Consider the following 16,653-nt stretch of genomic DNA (forward strand, 5'->3'; position numbering starts at 1 on the left):
GCGAATAGGCCCTAACGGGCAGCCTCCAACTGGCAGCCGGTCGCCTGCAGCAAGAACTCCATCAACTCCCCCACCGGCAGCGGCTTGCTGACCAGGAAGCCCTGCACCTGGTCACAGCCAAACCCGCGCAGCAACGCCATCTGCTCTTCACTCTCCACACCTTCGGCCACCACCTCGAGGTTGAGGTTGTGCGCCAGGTTGATCATGGCGTGCACCAGCTTGCGGTTCTCCTCGCGCATTTCCATCTCCGCGACAAAGCTGCGGTCCACCTTGAGCAAGGTGATCGGCAGGCTGTTTAGGTGCACGAACGAAGAGAACCCGGTACCGAAATCATCGAGCGAGAAGCGCACGCCCAGGCGCCCCAGGGCGTCCATGGTCTGGCGCACCAGTTCGTTGCGGCGCATCACTGCCGTTTCGGTCAATTCGAACTCCAGCCAGCGGGCATCCACGCCATGTTCGAGAATCAGGCGGCTCAAGGTCGCCAGCAACTGGCTGTCCTGGAACTGGCGGAAGCTCAGGTTGACCGCCATGTGCAGCGGCTCCAGGCCGCGCTCGCACAGCGCCTGCATGTCGCGCAGGGCTCGGGAAATCACCCAGTAGCCCAGCGGCACGATCAGGCCGCTCTGCTCGGCCAGCGGCACGAACTCGCTGGGCGGCAACAGACCACGCTCGGCATGCCGCCAGCGCACCAGCGCCTCGAGGCCGACGATGCGCCCGTCGGCCAGGTTCAACCGCGGCTGGTAATGCAGCTCCAGCTCGTCCCGGCGCAGGGCGCGGCGCAGTTCGCTTTCCAGGTCGGCAAGGCTGCGGGCGTTGCGATTGATACGCTCGTTGAACACATGGAAGGTGCAACCCTGGCTGCCCTTGGCCTGGCGCATGGCGATGTGCGCATGCCACATCAGCGGGTCGGCACCACCCTGGGCGCGGGCATGGGCCAGGCCCAGGCTGCAGCCCAGCAGCAGGCTTTCGCCGTCAATCCAGTAGGGTTCGGCCAACGCCTCGACAATCCGCTCGGCAATCCACTCGGCACGGTTGGGGTCGCGTCGGGTGTCGATCAGCAGGGCGAACTCGTCGCTGCCCAGGCGCGCCAGTTGGTCGCCCGCCTCCAGTTGCTGTTTCAGCCGCGCCACCACCTGCAGGATCAGGCGGTCGCCGCTCTGGTGGCCAAGGGCGTCGTTGACGTGGCGGAAGTTGTCCAGGTCCAGGTGGCCGAGGGCAAGGCCACGGCCGTCGTTCTCGGCCAGGCGCGCGGTCAGCAAGGCCTGGAAGCCTTGGCGGTTGGCGATGCCGGTCAGCGGATCCTGCTCGGCCAGGCGCTGCAAGGTGGCCACCAGCACGCCGCGCTCGCGCACATGGCGCAGCGAGCGACGCAAGGTGTCGGCATTGAGCTGGTCACGCACCAGCCAGTCACTGACGGCGCTGGGCGCTAACTGAGGCTCGTGGTCGAGCAGCAGGATGGTCGGCAGCTCGCAGCGCCCAGGCGCGGGCTGCAGGGCCGGGGTTGCCAGCACGACAGCCTGGCGGTCCTGGTTGAACAGGCTGTCGACCGACTCCCAGTTCGGCGCCGTCAGCAGCACGGCGCTGCTACCCTGGGCAGGCATGCACTCGCGTAGCAGCGCGCCCCATTCCGGCTCATCGGCCAACAGCAGCAAACGCAATGGTTCGACAGGCGTGGACAAGCGGGCTCCTTAGGCTTCACGGTGCAACGGAAACTGCCAGGTATGCTACTGCATTAATAAAAATGATTTTCAATTTAATACATGTTTTTACGGGCGTAGCATCCCGACGTATTTTGTCGTGCATCCTGCGCGAAACTGCGCCAGCCGGCAAATCCCGTTTACATATTTGACTCAGACGTCAGACGGTCGCGCCACAAACGCCCCATGCCTGTTAGAATGCGCGGCTATTTTCTGGCGACCCCCGGTTTCTAGCATGTCCCGACTCAATCCCCGGCAGCAGGAAGCCCGTGACTATGTCGGCGGCCCTCTTTTGGTGCTCGCCGGCGCAGGCTCGGGCAAGACCAGCGTGATCACGCGCAAGATTGCCCACCTCATTCAGAACTGCGGCATCCGTGCCCAGTACATCGTGGCGATGACCTTCACCAACAAGGCCGCGCGCGAGATGAAGGAACGGGTCGCCACCCTGCTGCGCCCGGGGGAAGGCCGCGGCCTGACTGTGTGCACATTCCACAACCTGGGCCTGAACATCATCCGCAGGGAGCACGAGCGCCTGGGCTACAAGCCGGGTTTCTCGATCTTCGACGAGTCCGACATCAAGGCGTTGCTGTCGGACATCATGCAGAAGGAATACTCCGGCGACGACGGCATCGACGAGATCAAGAACATGATCGGTGCCTGGAAGAACGACCTGATCCTGCCCGCCGAGGCCCTGGAGAAGGCGCGCAACCCGCGCGAGCAGACTGCCGCCATCGTCTACACCCACTACCAGCGCACGCTCAAGGCGTTCAACGCGGTGGACTTCGACGACCTGATCCTGCTGCCGGTCAAGCTGTTCCAGGAGCACCCCGATGTGCTGGAGCGCTGGCAGAACCGCGTGCGCTACCTGCTGGTGGACGAATACCAGGACACCAACGCCAGCCAGTACCTGCTGGTGAAGATGCTGATCGGCATGCGCAACCAGTTCACCGTGGTAGGCGACGACGACCAGTCGATCTACGCCTGGCGTGGCGCCCGGCCGGAAAACCTGATGCTGCTCAAGGAGGACTACCCCTCCCTGAAGGTGGTGATGCTGGAGCAGAACTACCGCTCCACCAGCCGCATCCTGCGCTGCGCCAACGTGCTGATTGCCAACAACCCGCACGCGTTCGAGAAGCAGCTGTGGAGCGAGATGGGCGTGGGCGACGAGATCCGCGTCATCCGCTGCAAGAACGAGGAAGCCGAGGCCGAACGCGTGGCCATGGAAATCCTCACCCTGCACCTGCGCACCAACCGCCCGTACAGCGACTTTGCCATCCTCTACCGCGGCAACTACCAGGCCAAGCTGATCGAACTGAAGCTGCAGCACCACCAGGTGCCATATCGCCTGTCGGGCGGCAACAGCTTCTTCGGCCGCCAGGAGGTCAAGGACCTGATGGCCTACCTGCGTCTGCTGGTGAACCCGGACGATGACAACGCCTACCTGCGGGTGATCAACGTACCCCGCCGCGAAATCGGCTCCACCACCCTGGAAAAGCTCGGCAACTACGCCACCGAGCGCGGTATTTCGATGTACGCCGCCAGCGAGGAGCTTGGCCTGGGCGAGCATCTGGACGCCCGCTATACCGAGCGCTTGCAGCGCTTCAAGCATTGGCTGGACGGGGTGCGCCACAAGGTTGCCCTGGAAGATCCGATTGCCGCGCTGCACGAGATGATCCGCGATATCGACTACGAGAACTGGATCCGCCAGCAGACCGCCAGCGACAAGGCGGCCGAGTTCCGCATCAGCAACGTCTGGTTCCTGGTCGAAGCGCTGAAGAACACCCTCGAGAAGGACGAAGAGGGTGACATGACCATCGAGGACGCCATCGGCAAGCTGGTGCTGCGCGACATGCTCGAGCGCCAGCAGGAAGAGGAAGAGAACGCCGAAGGTGTGCAGATGATGACCCTGCATGCCTCCAAGGGCCTGGAATTCCCATACGTGTTCATCATGGGCATGGAAGAGGAAATCCTCCCGCACCGCTCCAGCATCGAGGCCGACACCATCGAAGAGGAACGCCGCCTGGCCTACGTGGGCATCACCCGCGCGCGCCAGACCCTGGCCTTCACCTTCGCCGCCAAGCGCAAGCAGTACGGTGAAATCATCGACTGCACGCCCAGCCGGTTCCTCGACGAACTGCCACCGGACGACCTGGCCTGGGAGGGCCTGGACGATGCGCCGGTCGAGGTAAAGGCCGCACGGGGCAACAACGCCCTGGCCGATATCCGGGCAATGCTCAAACGCTGATCAACCATTACTCTTTAACTTTGCCGCTATTTGCGGCCACCTTTGCTACATCGAGGAAAACAAAGTGGAAGCACTGCATCAGAAGATTCGCGAAGAAGGCATCGTGCTTTCCGATCAGGTTCTCAAAGTCGATGCGTTTCTCAACCACCAGATCGATCCGGCGCTGATGCAGCTGATCGGTGACGAGTTCGCCCGCCTGTTCGCCGACGCGGGCGTGACCAAGATCGTCACCATCGAAGCCTCGGGCATTGCCCCGGCGGTGATGACTGGCCTGAAGCTGGGCGTGCCGGTGATCTTCGCCCGCAAGCACCAGTCGCTGACCCTGACCGAGAACCTGCTGACCGCCTCGGTGTATTCCTTCACCAAGCAGACCGAGAACACCGTGGCCATCTCGCCGCGTCACCTCAACAGCAGCGACCGCGTGCTGGTGATCGACGACTTCCTGGCCAACGGCAAGGCGTCGCAGGCCCTGATCTCGATCATCAAGCAGGCCGGCGCCACCGTGGCCGGCCTGGGTATCGTGATCGAGAAGTCGTTCCAGGGCGGCCGTGCCGAGCTGGACAGCCAGGGCTATCGCGTCGAGTCGCTGGCCCGGGTGAAGTCGCTGGAAGGTGGTGTGGTTACCTTCATCGAGTAATCGCGGCGCCTGCTTCGCGGGCACGCCCGCTCCCACAGGTACACCACAGGTTTTGAATGCTGTGGTGTACCTGTGGGAGCGGGCGTGCCCGCGAATGGCCTCAATCCTCTCTATCTGGCAGCCGCCAACCCCGCCAGCAGCAACCGCTGGTAAAGCTCTTCCTTCAGCCCCTGCGGCTGATCCAGCTGCATCCGCACAAGATGCCTCGCATAGCCCTCCGGCCCCGGCGCATCCAGCGCTGCCTTGCCCAGCTCCAGCACCTCGCTCAGCTTGAACTTGCTCTTCAACCAGTTCAGCGCCCGCAGCAAATCCCGCTCTTCAGCCGTAAAGTCCGTGCCCAGCGGATACTCCGGGAACAACCGCGAATGCCGCGCCCTGATCGCCTCCAGCCGCTGCGGCGTATTGTCGGTAAAGCACGCCTCCAGTTGAAAATCCTTGGCCAGCTTGCCGGCATCCTTTGCCTGCTCGATCAGCCCCTGCTGGAACCGCGAATCACATACTGCCAGCAACCGCGCAATCACCTCGCTGTCGGTCTGCCCACGCAGGTCGGCAATGCCGTACTCGGTCACCACGATATCGCGCAGGTGCCGGGGGATGGTGCAATGGCCATAGTTCCAGAACAGGTTCGAAGTTACCTCCCCGCCCGCCTCACGCCAGCTGCGCAGCAGCAGGATCGAACGCCCGCCCTCCAGCGCATGGCCCTGGGCGACGAAGTTGTACTGCCCGCCCACGCCACTGAGTACTCGGCCATCCTCCAGCTGGTCAGCCACCCCAGCGCCAAGCAGGGTCATGCCGAATACGCTGTTGATGAAGCGCGCATCGCGGCGTTGCCGGCGCTTGAGCTCCTCCTGCCCGTACAGCTCGTTGATGAAGCTGATACGAGTCATGGCAAACCGTGCGCGCTGTTCCAGCGGCATGTCGCGCAAGCGCTGGTAGAACGCCTGGGGGCCGAGGAAGAAACCGCCATGCAGCACTGCCGCCACCTGCTCGTCCGCCGGGCGCCGCAACAGGCCCGCTTCGGCCAGCGCCAGCAAGCCGTTGACGAACATCTCGCTGCAGCCGTACAGGCCTTGGGCGAAGGTATCCAGGCCCCCTTCCCGTTCGATCAGCGCTTGCCACGAGCCAGCACCCAGCGCGTCGAGCACGGCACGATAACCGGCGTTGTCACCCTGACGCGCCAGCAATGCGGCAGCTACCGCATCGCCCATGGCACCAATGCCGATCTGTAGCGTGCCGCCGTCGCGAACCAGGCTGCTGGCGTGCAGGCCGATGCAGTGGTCCTGGGTGTTGACCGGCATGTTCGGCGTGGAGAACAGGCGGCGTTGCTCGGCTGTATCGATCAGCAGGTCGAACGTGTCGATGGGTAGCTCGGCGTCACCCGGCATGTAAGGCAGCTCGGCATGCACCTGGCCGAGCATGAGGATGGTCTCGCCGGCAGCGCGGCGCTTGGCGATCATCGGCAGCAGGTCGAGGGTGATGTCGGGGTTGCAAGCCAGGCTCAGGTGCACCGGCCTCTCGTGCGTGGCGGCCACCAACTGCGCGATCAGGTTCAGGCCCTTGGCGTTGATGTCACGTGCTGCGTGGCTGTAGTTGCTGCTGATGTAGCTTTGCTGGGCCGAATCGCTGTGCAGCAGGCTGCCGGGTTGCATGAAGAATTGTTCCACCTGGATGTTCGGCGGCAGGCTGTCGTTGCGCAGGTCGGCGAGGTAGGTAAGTTCTTCATAGTCGGCGAAGACGCGCTCGACGAAGGGCTCGAGAAAGCGCCGCTGCAGGCCATCACCCAGTGGCGGGCGGCCGAGGGACAGGGCGGTGTAGATGGTCAGCTGCCGTTCGGGCAGCTCGCGGATGCGGGCGTAAAGCGCATTGACGAAGGCGTTGGGCTTGCCCAGGCCCAGCGGCAGGCCCATGTGGATATGGGCTGGCAGGCGCGACAGGACTTGCTCGACGGCCTGGTCGATGGAGCAGAGGTGCATCGGGGCCTCCTGAGACATCCATGGGTTCAGGGGTTGGACATGGGCCTGAAGTATTTGGTTGCCTGTGCCGGCCTCTTCGCGGGCTTGCCCGCTCCCACAGGAACACCGCTGCCGACAGGTCCCGTGACAACCTGTGGGAGCGGGCAAGCCCGCGAAGAGGCCGGCACAGGCACCACAAAAACAAAGCCCGCCATCAACGGCGGGCTTCATGCAATTCAGCTGTTTCTCACAGCCCGGACATCTTCTTGATCGCCCCTTTCAGGTCGTCATCCGAGCAGTCTGCGCAGGTGCCTTTCGGTGGCATGGCATTGATGCCGGTAATGGCCTTGGCCAGGATGCCGTCCAGGCCGCCCTGGTGGTCGGCGCGTTCCTTCCACGCCGCGGTATCGCCAATCTTCGGTGCGCCGAGCAGGCCGGAGCCATGGCAGGCATTGCAGTGCTTGGCGATGATCTCGTCCGGCGTCTTGGCACCACCGCCACCTGCGGCGGCGGCCACTTCCATGCCCTTGCACTCCTGGCCCTGGACGCACACCTGGCCAACCGGCTCCAGGCGCTTGGCGATCTCATCATTGGTCGCAGCGGTTGCGCTCATTGCCCAGAGGGCGAATACGGCTGCTGGTACGGCCAGCATCTTCTTGATTTGGTTCACGCGAACACCCTCATGGTGGCTAATCACGCTCGCGGCCACGGATCGGCGAGCGTTGAAAAGTATAGCGGGAACCCAGAGGCCGTGAAACGACCCCACACGGGAAAGGGGTATTGCCGAATCAATGCACTGCGCTGGATCAAAAGTTTGAAGGCGTCGCCGCACTGATCAACCGCGCCGGCCGGTCGAACGGGTTGCGAAAGCGGTGCGGGCGGGTGCTTTCGAAGTAGTAGCTGTCACCCTCTTCAAGGATGAAGATCTCGTTGCCGACTACCAGCTCCAGGCGGCCTTCGAGCAGGATGCCGGTTTCCTCCCCGTCATGGGTAAGCATTTCGGCACCCGTGTCCGCACCCGGTGGATACACCTCGGTTAGAAAGGCGATGGCACGGTTGGGGTGCGACTTGCCGACCAGCTTCATGGTCACCGCACCGTCGGAGATATCGATCAGCTCATGGGCCTTGTAGACGATCTGCGTGGGGCTTTCAGGTTCCAGTTCGACCGAAAAGAACTCGACCATGGACATGGGAATGCCGCTCAGCACCTTGCGCAGCGAGCTGATCGACGGGCTCACGCTGTTCTTCTCGATCATCGAGATGGTGCTGTTGGTCACGCCGGCACGCTTGGCGAGTTCACGCTGGGACAGGCCCTTGAGCTTGCGGATGGCTTGCAGTCGTTCGCCGACGTCCAAAGCTGGAGCCTCCTGAAACGGTGGAAAGGGGGGTGGATGTGAACGATATCATGGCAATGCCGTTCAGTATTTACAACACACCGCCCTTCAACCTGTCCGCTTCAGCGTGTCATTCGCCGATGTAGTCCCGCGGTACTCGCTTCAGGTTGCAGAAAATCTGGTACGGAATGGTACCCGCGTGCGCAGCCACCTCACTGGCCAGCACATGCTTGCCCCATAGTTCGACCGGGCTGCCGACGGTGGCTTCCGGCACGTCGGTCAGGTCGATGCTGAGCATATCCATCGATACTCGGCCGATCAGTTGAGTGCGCTTGCCAGCGACCAGCACCGGGGTACCGTTGGGCGCCTGGCGCGGGTAGCCATCGGCATAGCCCATGGCAACCACACCAACGCGGGTTGGCCGTGGGCTGACGAACTTGGCGCCATAGCCCACCGGCTCGCCGGCAGGCAGTTCGCGCACGCTGATCACCCGCGATTGCAGGGTCATCACCGGTTGCAGGCGCTCGGCCTCGGCCTGGGCCACTTCGAACGGTGTGGCACCGTACAGCATCAGGCCCGGGCGCACCCAGTCGCTAGGGGCCTGCGGCCAGCCCAGCACACCGGGGGAGTTGCGCAGGCTGCACTCGGCGGCCAGGCCCTGGCGTGCGGCCTCGAACACGGCGATCTGCTGGGCGGTAGCGTCGGCATCCAGTTCGTCGGCGCGAGCGAAGTGGCTCATCAGCACGATGCGCGCGACCTTGCCGCTGGCCAGCAGGCGCTGGTAGGCCTCGTGGTAGTCCTTGGGGTGCAGGCCGACGCGGTGCATGCCGCTGTCGAGCTTGAGCCAGACGCTGAGCGGCTTGTGCAGCTGGGTCTTTTCGATCGCTTCCAGTTGCCACAGCGAGTGCACAACGCACCATAGGTCGTGCTCGGCGATCAGGGCCAGTTCGCTGGCTTCGAAGAAACCTTCCAGCAGCAGCACCGGGGCCTTGATACCGGCGGCGCGCAGTTCCAGCGCTTCTTCGATGCAGGCCACGGCAAAGCCGTCGGCTTCGGCCTCCAGGGCCAGGGCACAGCGCACGGCGCCGTGGCCGTAGGCGTCGGCCTTGATCACGGCGAGGGCTTTGGCACCGGTCAGTTCACGGGCCAGACGGTAGTTGTGGCGCAGGGCCTGGAGGTCGATCAGGGCGCGGGCGGGACGCATGGCGGCTGCCTTATGGTGGTTCACAGGTTGAAAACGGTGTTGGGTTCTTCGCGGGCTCGCCCGCTCCCACAGGTACTGCACAGTTTTCAATATCTGTGGTTTTCCTGTGGGAGCGGGCGAGCCCGCGAAGAGGCCGGTACAGGCGAACTTACTGCTGGTGAGCCGGCGCAGTCTGCCCGTGCTTGGCCACTTCCGGGCTGTTGCCATAACGGGAAATGTCCAGGCCTTCGGCACTGATCTGCGGCTTCTTGCGCGCAATCAGGTCGGCCAGCAGGCGACCGGAACCGCACGCCATGGTCCAGCCCAAAGTACCGTGACCGGTGTTCAGGAACAGGTTGCGGAACGCCGTGGCACCAACGATCGGCGTGCCGTCCGGGGTCGCCGGGCGCAGGCCGGTCCAGAAGCTGGCCTGGCTCAGATCACCGCCGCGAGGATAAAGGTCGTTGACGATCATCTCCAGCGTTTCGCGCCGACGCGGGTTCAACGACAGGTCAAAACCGGCGATCTCAGCCATGCCGCCGACGCGGATACGGTTGTCGAAACGGGTAATGGCGACCTTGTAGGTCTCGTCGAGAATGGTCGAGGTCGGGGCCATGTCGGCGTTGGTGATCGGCACGGTCAGCGAGTAGCCCTTCAGCGGGTATACCGGGGCCTTGATGCCCAGCGGCTTGAGCATCTGCGGCGAGTAGCTGCCCAGCGCCAGCACGTAACGGTCGGCGGTTTCCAGCTTGCCGTCGATCCACACGCCATTGATGCGGTCACCCGCGAAGTCCAGGCACTGGATGTCCTGGCCGAAGCGGAACTCCACGCCCAGCTTCACGGCCATTTCGGCAAGCTTGGTGGTGAACAGCTGGCAGTCGCCAGTCTGGTCGTTTGGCAGGCGCAGGGCGCCGGCCAGGATGTCCTTGACGCCAGCCAGGGCCGGTTCGACGCGGGCAATGGCGTCGCGGTCAAGCAGCTCGTAAGGCACGCCGGACTGTTCCAGCACGGCAATGTCCTTGGCCGCGGCATCCACCTGGGCCTGGGTACGGAACAGCTGGGTGGTGCCCAGGCTGCGGTTTTCGTAGGCGATGCCGGTTTCGGCGCGCAGTTCGTCGAGGCAGTCACGGCTGTACTCGGACAGGCGCACCATGCGCTCCTTGTTCACCGCGTAACGGCTGGCGGTGCAGTTGCGCAGCATCTGCGCCATCCACAGGTACTGGTCGACGTCGCCGGTGAGCTTGATGGCCAGGGGCGCGTGGCGCTCCAGCAGCCATTTGATGGCCTTCAGCGGCACGCCTGGGGCGGCCCAGGGCGAGGCATAGCCGGGCGAGATCTGGCCGGCGTTGGCAAAGCTGGTTTCCATGGCCACCGCCGGCTGGCGATCGACCACCGTTACTTCGAAACCTTGCCGGGCCAGATAGTAGGCACTGGCGGTTCCGATCACACCGCTACCAAGTACCAGAACTCGCATCGTTTTATCCCTCGCACGCGGCGCGCCGCAGACTTTTATTGAAATGGCATGAATGCGCGCAGTATAGGAATTTGAAGGCAGTGCAATTCACTATATAAAAGCCTATTATTGGCGAGAATTCTCGGCAAAATTGCCTTTCACGGAGGGGCATCCCCTATGAGAACCCAGCACCAGAGCAAGCGTGAACTGGACAAGATCGACCGTAACATCCTGCGTATCCTGCAGAATGACGGGCGTATTTCCTTCACCGAACTGGGCGAGAAAGTTGGGCTTTCCACCACCCCTTGCACCGAGCGGGTCCGCCGCCTGGAGCGCGAGGGCATCATCATGGGCTACAACGCCCGCCTGAACCCGCAGCACCTCAAGGGCAGCCTGCTGGTGTTCGTGGAAATCAGCCTGGACTACAAATCGGGCGACACCTTCGAGGAGTTCCGCCGCGCGGTGCTGAAACTGCCCCACGTGCTGGAATGCCACCTGGTTTCAGGCGACTTCGACTACCTGGTGAAGGCGCGTATTTCCGAGATGGCCTCTTACCGCAAGCTGCTCGGCGACATCCTGCTGAAGCTGCCGCACGTGCGCGAATCGAAGAGCTACATCGTGATGGAAGAGGTGAAAGAGAGCCTTTGCCTGCCGATCCCGGACTGAAGTCAGACCAGCACCTGGCGGGTGGTGGCAATGAACTGGTGGACCAGCTGCTCGGCAGCGGGCTCGATCATCTGTTCAGGGCCACGGCCACGCGGGCAGGCCAGGCGCGGGGTGGTGCCGAACAGGCGGCAGATCATCGGGCGCTCTTCATACACCGTGCAGCCGTTGGGGCCCAGGTGCACACAGTCCAGGCGCTCCAGGGCGGCGTCCTGCTCGGCCTGGGACTTGCGCGGCAGGCGGGCCATTTCTTCCGCCGAAGTGGTGACCGGGCCGCAGCAGTCATGGCAGCCGGGCTCGCACTCGAAGGAAGGGATGAGTTCGCGCAGAAAATGGATCTTGTGGCGGTTGCAGGACATGGCAAGGTACAAGTTTGAGAGCTGAGGTTGGATTATAGGGCCAATCGCCGGCAAGCCGGCTCCCACAGGTACACCGCCGGTCTCAAGTGCCACGCGGACCCTGTGGGAGCTGGCTTGCCGGCGATGAGGCCGGTTGCCCCTCCCCAAAGCCCCGGCTTATCCTCCTCCCCCTCAACCCACCAGCCTCAGGACCTGCCCAATGATCCACAGCGCGCAGCACGCCGCCTCCTATTACGCCGCCAGCAGCGCGCCACACCCCGACCACTCCTTCCTGCAAGGCGAGCACAGCGCCGACGTGTGTATCGTCGGCGGCGGCTACTCGGGCCTGAACACCGCCATCGAACTGGCCGAACGCGGCTTCTCGGTCATCCTGCTGGAAGCGCGCAAGCTCGGTTGGGGCGCCAGCGGGCGCAATGGTGGGCAACTGATCCGTGGCGTCGGCCACGGCCTGGAACAATTCCTCCCGGTCATCGGCGAGGAAGGCGTGCGCAGCCTGAAACTGATGGGCCTGGAAGCCGTGCAGATCGTCCGCGAGCGGGTCGAAAGGCATGCCATCGCCTGCGACCTCACCTGGGGCTACTGCGACCTGGCCAACAAACCCGCTGAACTACTGGGTTTTGCGGAGGATGCTGAAGAACTGCGCAGCCTCGGCTACGCACATGAACTGCGCCTGGTCGGCAAGGACGATATCCACAGCGTGGTCGGCGCCGACTGCTATGTCGGCGGGCTGGTCGACATGGGTTCCGGGCACCTGCACCCGCTCAACCTGGCCCTGGGTGAGGCTGCAGTGGCCAGCCGCCTGGGCGTGAAGCTGTTCGAGCAGTCCGAGGTGACACGCATCGATTACGGCCCGGAAGTACAGGTGCACACCGCCCAAGGCCGAGTACGCGCCAAAACCCTGGTGCTGTGCTGCAACGCCTACCATAACGACCTCAACCGCGAGTTGGGCGGCAAGGTGCTGCCAGCCGGCAGCTATATCATCGCCACCGAGCCACTGGGTGAAGAACGTGCCCGCTCGCTGCTACCGCAGAACATGGCGGTATGTGACCAGCGCGTGGCACTGGACTACTACCGCCTGTCCGCCGACCAGCGCCTGTTGTTCGGCGGTGCCTGCCACTATTCGGGCCGCGACCCTAAGGACATCGCCGCCTACATGCGGCCGAAGATGCTCAAGGTATTCCCGCAACTGGCCGACGTGCACATCGACTACCAGTGGGGCGGCATGATCGGCATCGGCGCCAACCGCCTGCCGCAGGTTGGCCGCCTGGCAAGCCAGCCGAACGTTTATTACGCCCAGGCCTACTCCGGCCATGGGCTCAACGCCACCCACCTGGCTGCGCGCCTGCTCGGCGAAGCCATCAGCGGCCAGGAAAGCGGGCGTTTCGACCTGTTTGCCAAGGTGCCACACATCACCTTCCCCGGCGGCAAGCACCTGCGCTCGCCGCTGCTGGCGTTGGGGATGCTGTGGCATCGCCTGAAAGAGCTGATCTGAAAGCTGCGCGGTCCCTGTAGGAGCGGCCTTGTGTCGCGAAAGGGGTGCGTAGCGCCCCCCAGGTTTCAGCTTCGCCGCAAATATCGCTGGGGCCGCTCTGCGGCCCTATCGCGACACAAGGCCGCTCCTACATCGACCGCGCAACATCTGTATGGTCAGTCTTTCCAGAAGGGCTTACGCCCCTCGGCCCGGGCCTGCTCCCAGCTCAGCCCGATATCGCGCAACTCGTCATCAGTCAACTGCAGCAGCGCCCTGCGGGTGTGCCAGCGATGCAGCATCAGCCCCCAACGCCCCAACCCTTCCGGCGCGTTGAACACCTTGGCTTGCTGCCCGGCTTCCAGTTCCTTGGCCAACAGTTGCAAGCGCACATCGCTCATGCCACCCATCACCGCATCCTCTCGTTCAGTTGATACTGTGGAGAAAGCATGCGCGTCGACAGCACCGGCAATACAGATCCAATACAGCCTTATTATTCCCATACAGAATTGGCCGCAGACCGACTGAATGCTGTATTTTCAGCGCAACTGTACCGGTCGCCACGCTATTACAGCGCAGGAGTATGCCGTGACCCTTTACCTGAACCTCGCCGAACTGCTCGGTGCCCGTATCGAACAGGGCCTCTACCGCCCCGGCCAGCGCCTGCCGTCAGTGCGCGCCCTGAGTGTGGAGCACGGGGTCAGCCTGAGCACCGTGCAGCAGGCCTACCGCATGCTGGAAGACAGCGGCATGGTCTCGCCCCGGCCCAAGTCCGGCTACTTCGTCAACGACCACCGCCACCTGCCAGCCCTGCCCGCCGTCAGCCGCCCGGCCCAGCGCCCGGTGGACATCTCGCAATGGGAGCAGGTGCTGGAACTGGTGCGCAGCACCCCACGCCAAGGCGTGATCCAGCTCGGCCGCGGCATGCCCGACATCGACAGCCCCACCCTCAAGCCACTGCTGCGCAGCCTCGCCCAGCTGAGCCGGCGGCAGGACATGCCCGGCCTGTACTACGACAACATCCACGGCAACCTGGCCCTGCGCGAACAGGTGGCCCGGCTGACGCTCGACTCCGGCTGCCGCCTAGGCCCGGCCGACCTGGTGATAACCACCGGCTGCCATGAGGCGCTGTCATGCAGCATTCGCGCGGTGTGCGAGCCGGGCGATATCGTCGCGGTCGACTCGCCCAGCTTCCACGGCGCCATGCAGACCCTCAAGGGCCTGGGCATGAAAGCCCTGGAGATCCCCACCGACCCGGTCACCGGCATCAGCCTGGAGGCGCTGGAGCTGGCCTTGGAGCAGTGGCCGATCAAGCTCATCCAGATCACCCCCAGCTGCAACAACCCGCTCGGCTACATCATGCCCGAGGCCCGCAAGAAGGCCCTGCTGAGCCTGGCACAGCGCTACGACGTGGCGATCCTCGAAGATGATGTATATGGCGACCTGGCCTACACCTACCCGCGCCCACGCACCCTCAAGTCGTTTGACGACGACGGCCGCGTGCTGCTTTGCAGTTCGTTCTCCAAGACCCTCGCCCCCGGTCTGCGGATAGGCTGGGTGGCACCCGGTCGTTACCTGGAGCGGGTGCTGCACATGAAATACATCAGCACCGGAAGCACGGCCAGCCAGCCACAGTTGGCCATTGCCGACTTCATCGCCGGCGGGCACTACCAGCCCCACGTACGGCGCATGCGCAGCCAGTACCAGCGTGGCCGCGACCTGATGAGCGACTGGGTGACCCGCTACTTCCCGGCGGGCACCCGGGTCAGTCGACCGCAAGGTGGCTTCATGCTGTGGGTGGAATTACCCGAACATTTCGATACGCTGCGCCTGAACCGGGCTTTACTGGAGCAGGACGTGCAGGTTGCCGTGGGCAGTATTTTCTCGGCCTCGGGCAAGTTCCGCCACTGCCTGCGCATGAACTTCGCCGCACGGCCCACGCAGCAGATCGAAGCTGCCGTGCGCAGGGTTGGTGAAACCGCCCTTCGTCTACTGGAAGAAGAAAGCGCCGGCGCGTAACTTTGCGCCGCCCGCCACGGTCCAACCATTTAAGCCTTTGCTGCACAGGACGATCCACCCTTGAGACTCCAGCGAGCCCTGCCTCTGCTGCTGGTGCTACTGCTTGGTCTTGCCGGCTGTGCCAGCGTCGGCACGCCCCGCGAAACCAGCCAGGCGTTACCCGCCAACGACTCGGCCTTCGGCCGCTCGGTACTGCGCCAGGCCGCGCCGTACGACGGCCGCTCGGGCTTTCGCCTGCTGCCCAACAGCAACGAGGCGTTCCGCGCCCGTGCCGAACTGATCCGCAACGCCCAGGCGAGCATCGACCTGCAGTACTACATCGTCCACGATGGCCTCAGCACTCGTGCACTGGTTCATGAACTGCTGCGCGCCGCCGACCGTGGCGTGCGTGTGCGCATCCTGCTCGACGACACCACCAGCGATGGCTTGGACGTCATCATGGGCACCCTCGATGCCCACCCGAACATCCAGATACGGGTGTTCAACCCGCTACACCTGGGCCGCAGCACCGGCGTGACGCGCGCGGTGGGCCGCCTGTTCAACCTGTCGCGCCAGCATCGGCGCATGCACAACAAACTGTTCCTGGTGGACAACAGCATGGCCATCGTCGGCGGGCGCAACCTGGGCGATGAGTATTTCGATGCCGAACCCAACCTCAACTTCACCGACATCGACTTGCTGGGTGTCGGCCCGGTGGCCGAACAGCTCGGCCACAGTTTCGACCAATACTGGAACAGCGCCCTGAGCCGGCCGATTACCGACTTTCTCTGGCGCGACCCGGATGCCAGCGACCTGCGCGCCAGCCGCCACCGCCTGGAAATTTCACTGGCCGAAGCCAGGACCCAGCGCAAAGCCCTGTATGACCGCTTGATGGCCTACCAGTCGCAGCCGCGCCTGGATGTGTGGCGCAACGAACTGATCTGGGCCCATGCCCAGGCGCTGTGGGATGCGCCGAGCAAGGTGCTGGCCGATGACGAACCGAACCCGCAACTGCTGCTGACCCAGCAACTGGCCCCTGACTTGAGCAAGGTGCAACACGAGCTGATCCTGGTATCGGCGTACTTCGTACCCGGCGAGTCCGGCCTGCTGTACCTGACCCACAGCGCAGACGCGGGTATCTCGGTCAAACTGCTGACCAACTCGCTGGAAGCCACCGACGTGCCGGCAGTGCATGGCGGCTATGCGCCGTATCGGCGGGCGCTGCTGGAGCATGGCGTACAACTGTATGAGCTGCGCCGCCAACCCGGTGACCCCAGCGCCCGGCACAGCTTGAGCTTCCATGGCAGCTCCGACTCGAGCCTGCACAGCAAGGCGATCGTGTTCGACCGGCGCAAGACCTTCATCGGCTCGTTCAACTTCGACCCGCGTTCGGTGTTGTGGAATACCGAGGTCGGGGTGCTGGTGGACAGCCCGGAGCTGGCCGAGTACACCCGCGCGCTGGCGGTACAGGGCATGGCCCCGGCCTTGAGCTACCAGCCGACGCTGGTGGGTAACCAGATGGTGTGGGTGACCGAGGAAAATGGCAGGCGACGCATGCTCACGTCCGAGCCGGGCGGGATTTGGCGGCGGTTCAATGCCTGGATCAGCAAGGCGGTTGGCCTGGAGAAGATGTTGTAGCGGCGATTTTGGGGCTGCTTTGCAGC

14 protein-coding genes are annotated in these 16,653 nt (G+C 64.0%); 6 read left to right on the forward strand and 8 right to left on the reverse strand.

Going from position 1 to position 16,653, the window contains the following annotated elements; all coding sequences use genetic code 11:
• Positions 1 to 11: 11 nt before the first annotated feature.
• Complete coding sequence (locus tag AC2T3R_RS25555) at positions 12 to 1,679, reverse strand: putative bifunctional diguanylate cyclase/phosphodiesterase (RefSeq protein WP_486744429.1); 1,668 nt, start codon at positions 1,677 to 1,679, stop codon at positions 12 to 14.
• A gap of 253 nt (positions 1,680 to 1,932) precedes the next feature.
• On the opposite strand from AC2T3R_RS25555, the gene rep reads away from it, so the two are divergent.
• Positions 1,933 to 3,942 carry a DNA helicase Rep gene (gene rep, locus AC2T3R_RS25560; protein ID WP_015272320.1) on the forward strand — a complete coding sequence of 670 codons (2,010 nt, stop codon included), beginning with the start codon at positions 1,933 to 1,935 and terminating at the stop codon, positions 3,940 to 3,942.
• A 64-nt stretch (positions 3,943 to 4,006) separates the two neighbouring features.
• Complete coding sequence (locus AC2T3R_RS25565; RefSeq protein ID WP_009683322.1) at positions 4,007 to 4,579, forward strand: xanthine phosphoribosyltransferase; 573 nt, start codon at positions 4,007 to 4,009, stop codon at positions 4,577 to 4,579.
• A gap of 110 nt (positions 4,580 to 4,689) precedes the next feature.
• Here AC2T3R_RS25565 and AC2T3R_RS25570 read toward each other — a convergent pair whose 3' ends face one another.
• The 5 genes from AC2T3R_RS25570 to dadA all read right to left on the reverse strand — a co-directional run bounded on the left by AC2T3R_RS25570 (position 4,690) and on the right by dadA (position 10,522).
• Positions 4,690 to 6,552 carry an acetyl-CoA hydrolase/transferase C-terminal domain-containing protein gene (locus tag AC2T3R_RS25570; RefSeq protein WP_486744430.1) on the reverse strand — a complete coding sequence of 621 codons (1,863 nt, stop codon included), beginning with the start codon at positions 6,550 to 6,552 and terminating at the stop codon, positions 4,690 to 4,692.
• Between the two features lie 226 nt (positions 6,553 to 6,778).
• Positions 6,779 to 7,183, reverse strand: a complete 405-nt coding sequence (locus AC2T3R_RS25575) for a c-type cytochrome (protein WP_410951470.1) — start codon at positions 7,181 to 7,183, stop codon at positions 6,779 to 6,781.
• A gap of 154 nt (positions 7,184 to 7,337) precedes the next feature.
• On the reverse strand, positions 7,338 to 7,886 hold the full coding sequence (locus tag AC2T3R_RS25580) for a cupin domain-containing protein (protein WP_013974777.1): 549 nt from the start codon (positions 7,884 to 7,886) through the stop codon (positions 7,338 to 7,340).
• Between the two features lie 109 nt (positions 7,887 to 7,995).
• Positions 7,996 to 9,069, reverse strand: a complete 1,074-nt coding sequence (alr, locus tag AC2T3R_RS25585; RefSeq protein WP_015272322.1) for an alanine racemase — start codon at positions 9,067 to 9,069, stop codon at positions 7,996 to 7,998.
• A gap of 148 nt (positions 9,070 to 9,217) precedes the next feature.
• Positions 9,218 to 10,522: a D-amino acid dehydrogenase gene (gene dadA / locus AC2T3R_RS25590; RefSeq protein WP_486744431.1), complete on the reverse strand. Its 1,305-nt coding sequence runs from the start codon at positions 10,520 to 10,522 to the stop codon at positions 9,218 to 9,220.
• A 156-nt stretch (positions 10,523 to 10,678) separates the two neighbouring features.
• On the opposite strand from dadA, the gene dadR reads away from it, so the two are divergent.
• Positions 10,679 to 11,167 (forward strand): transcriptional regulator DadR, encoded by a 489-nt coding sequence (dadR, locus tag AC2T3R_RS25595; protein ID WP_003258963.1) that lies wholly within the window; start codon positions 10,679 to 10,681, stop codon positions 11,165 to 11,167.
• A gap of 2 nt (positions 11,168 to 11,169) precedes the next feature.
• On the opposite strand, the gene AC2T3R_RS25600 is transcribed toward dadR, so the two are convergent.
• Positions 11,170 to 11,523: a YkgJ family cysteine cluster protein gene (locus tag AC2T3R_RS25600; protein ID WP_013974780.1), complete on the reverse strand. Its 354-nt coding sequence runs from the start codon at positions 11,521 to 11,523 to the stop codon at positions 11,170 to 11,172.
• Between the two features lie 199 nt (positions 11,524 to 11,722).
• Between AC2T3R_RS25600 and AC2T3R_RS25605 the strand changes: the two genes are divergently transcribed.
• Positions 11,723 to 13,015 (forward strand): NAD(P)/FAD-dependent oxidoreductase, encoded by a 1,293-nt coding sequence (locus tag AC2T3R_RS25605; protein WP_085721323.1) that lies wholly within the window; start codon positions 11,723 to 11,725, stop codon positions 13,013 to 13,015.
• A 155-nt stretch (positions 13,016 to 13,170) separates the two neighbouring features.
• On the opposite strand, the gene AC2T3R_RS25610 is transcribed toward AC2T3R_RS25605, so the two are convergent.
• On the reverse strand, positions 13,171 to 13,401 hold the full coding sequence (locus AC2T3R_RS25610; RefSeq protein WP_015272324.1) for a DUF1127 domain-containing protein: 231 nt from the start codon (positions 13,399 to 13,401) through the stop codon (positions 13,171 to 13,173).
• Between the two features lie 178 nt (positions 13,402 to 13,579).
• On the opposite strand from AC2T3R_RS25610, the gene AC2T3R_RS25615 reads away from it, so the two are divergent.
• Together AC2T3R_RS25615 and AC2T3R_RS25620 are read left to right on the forward strand one after the other, a co-directional pair.
• Positions 13,580 to 15,010 (forward strand): aminotransferase-like domain-containing protein, encoded by a 1,431-nt coding sequence (locus tag AC2T3R_RS25615; protein ID WP_162491226.1) that lies wholly within the window; start codon positions 13,580 to 13,582, stop codon positions 15,008 to 15,010.
• A gap of 60 nt (positions 15,011 to 15,070) precedes the next feature.
• Complete coding sequence (locus AC2T3R_RS25620) at positions 15,071 to 16,627, forward strand: phospholipase D family protein (RefSeq protein WP_486744432.1); 1,557 nt, start codon at positions 15,071 to 15,073, stop codon at positions 16,625 to 16,627.
• Positions 16,628 to 16,653 lie beyond the last annotated feature (26 nt).

This window comes from Pseudomonas sp. PVC-5-1, from assembly GCF_057444345.1.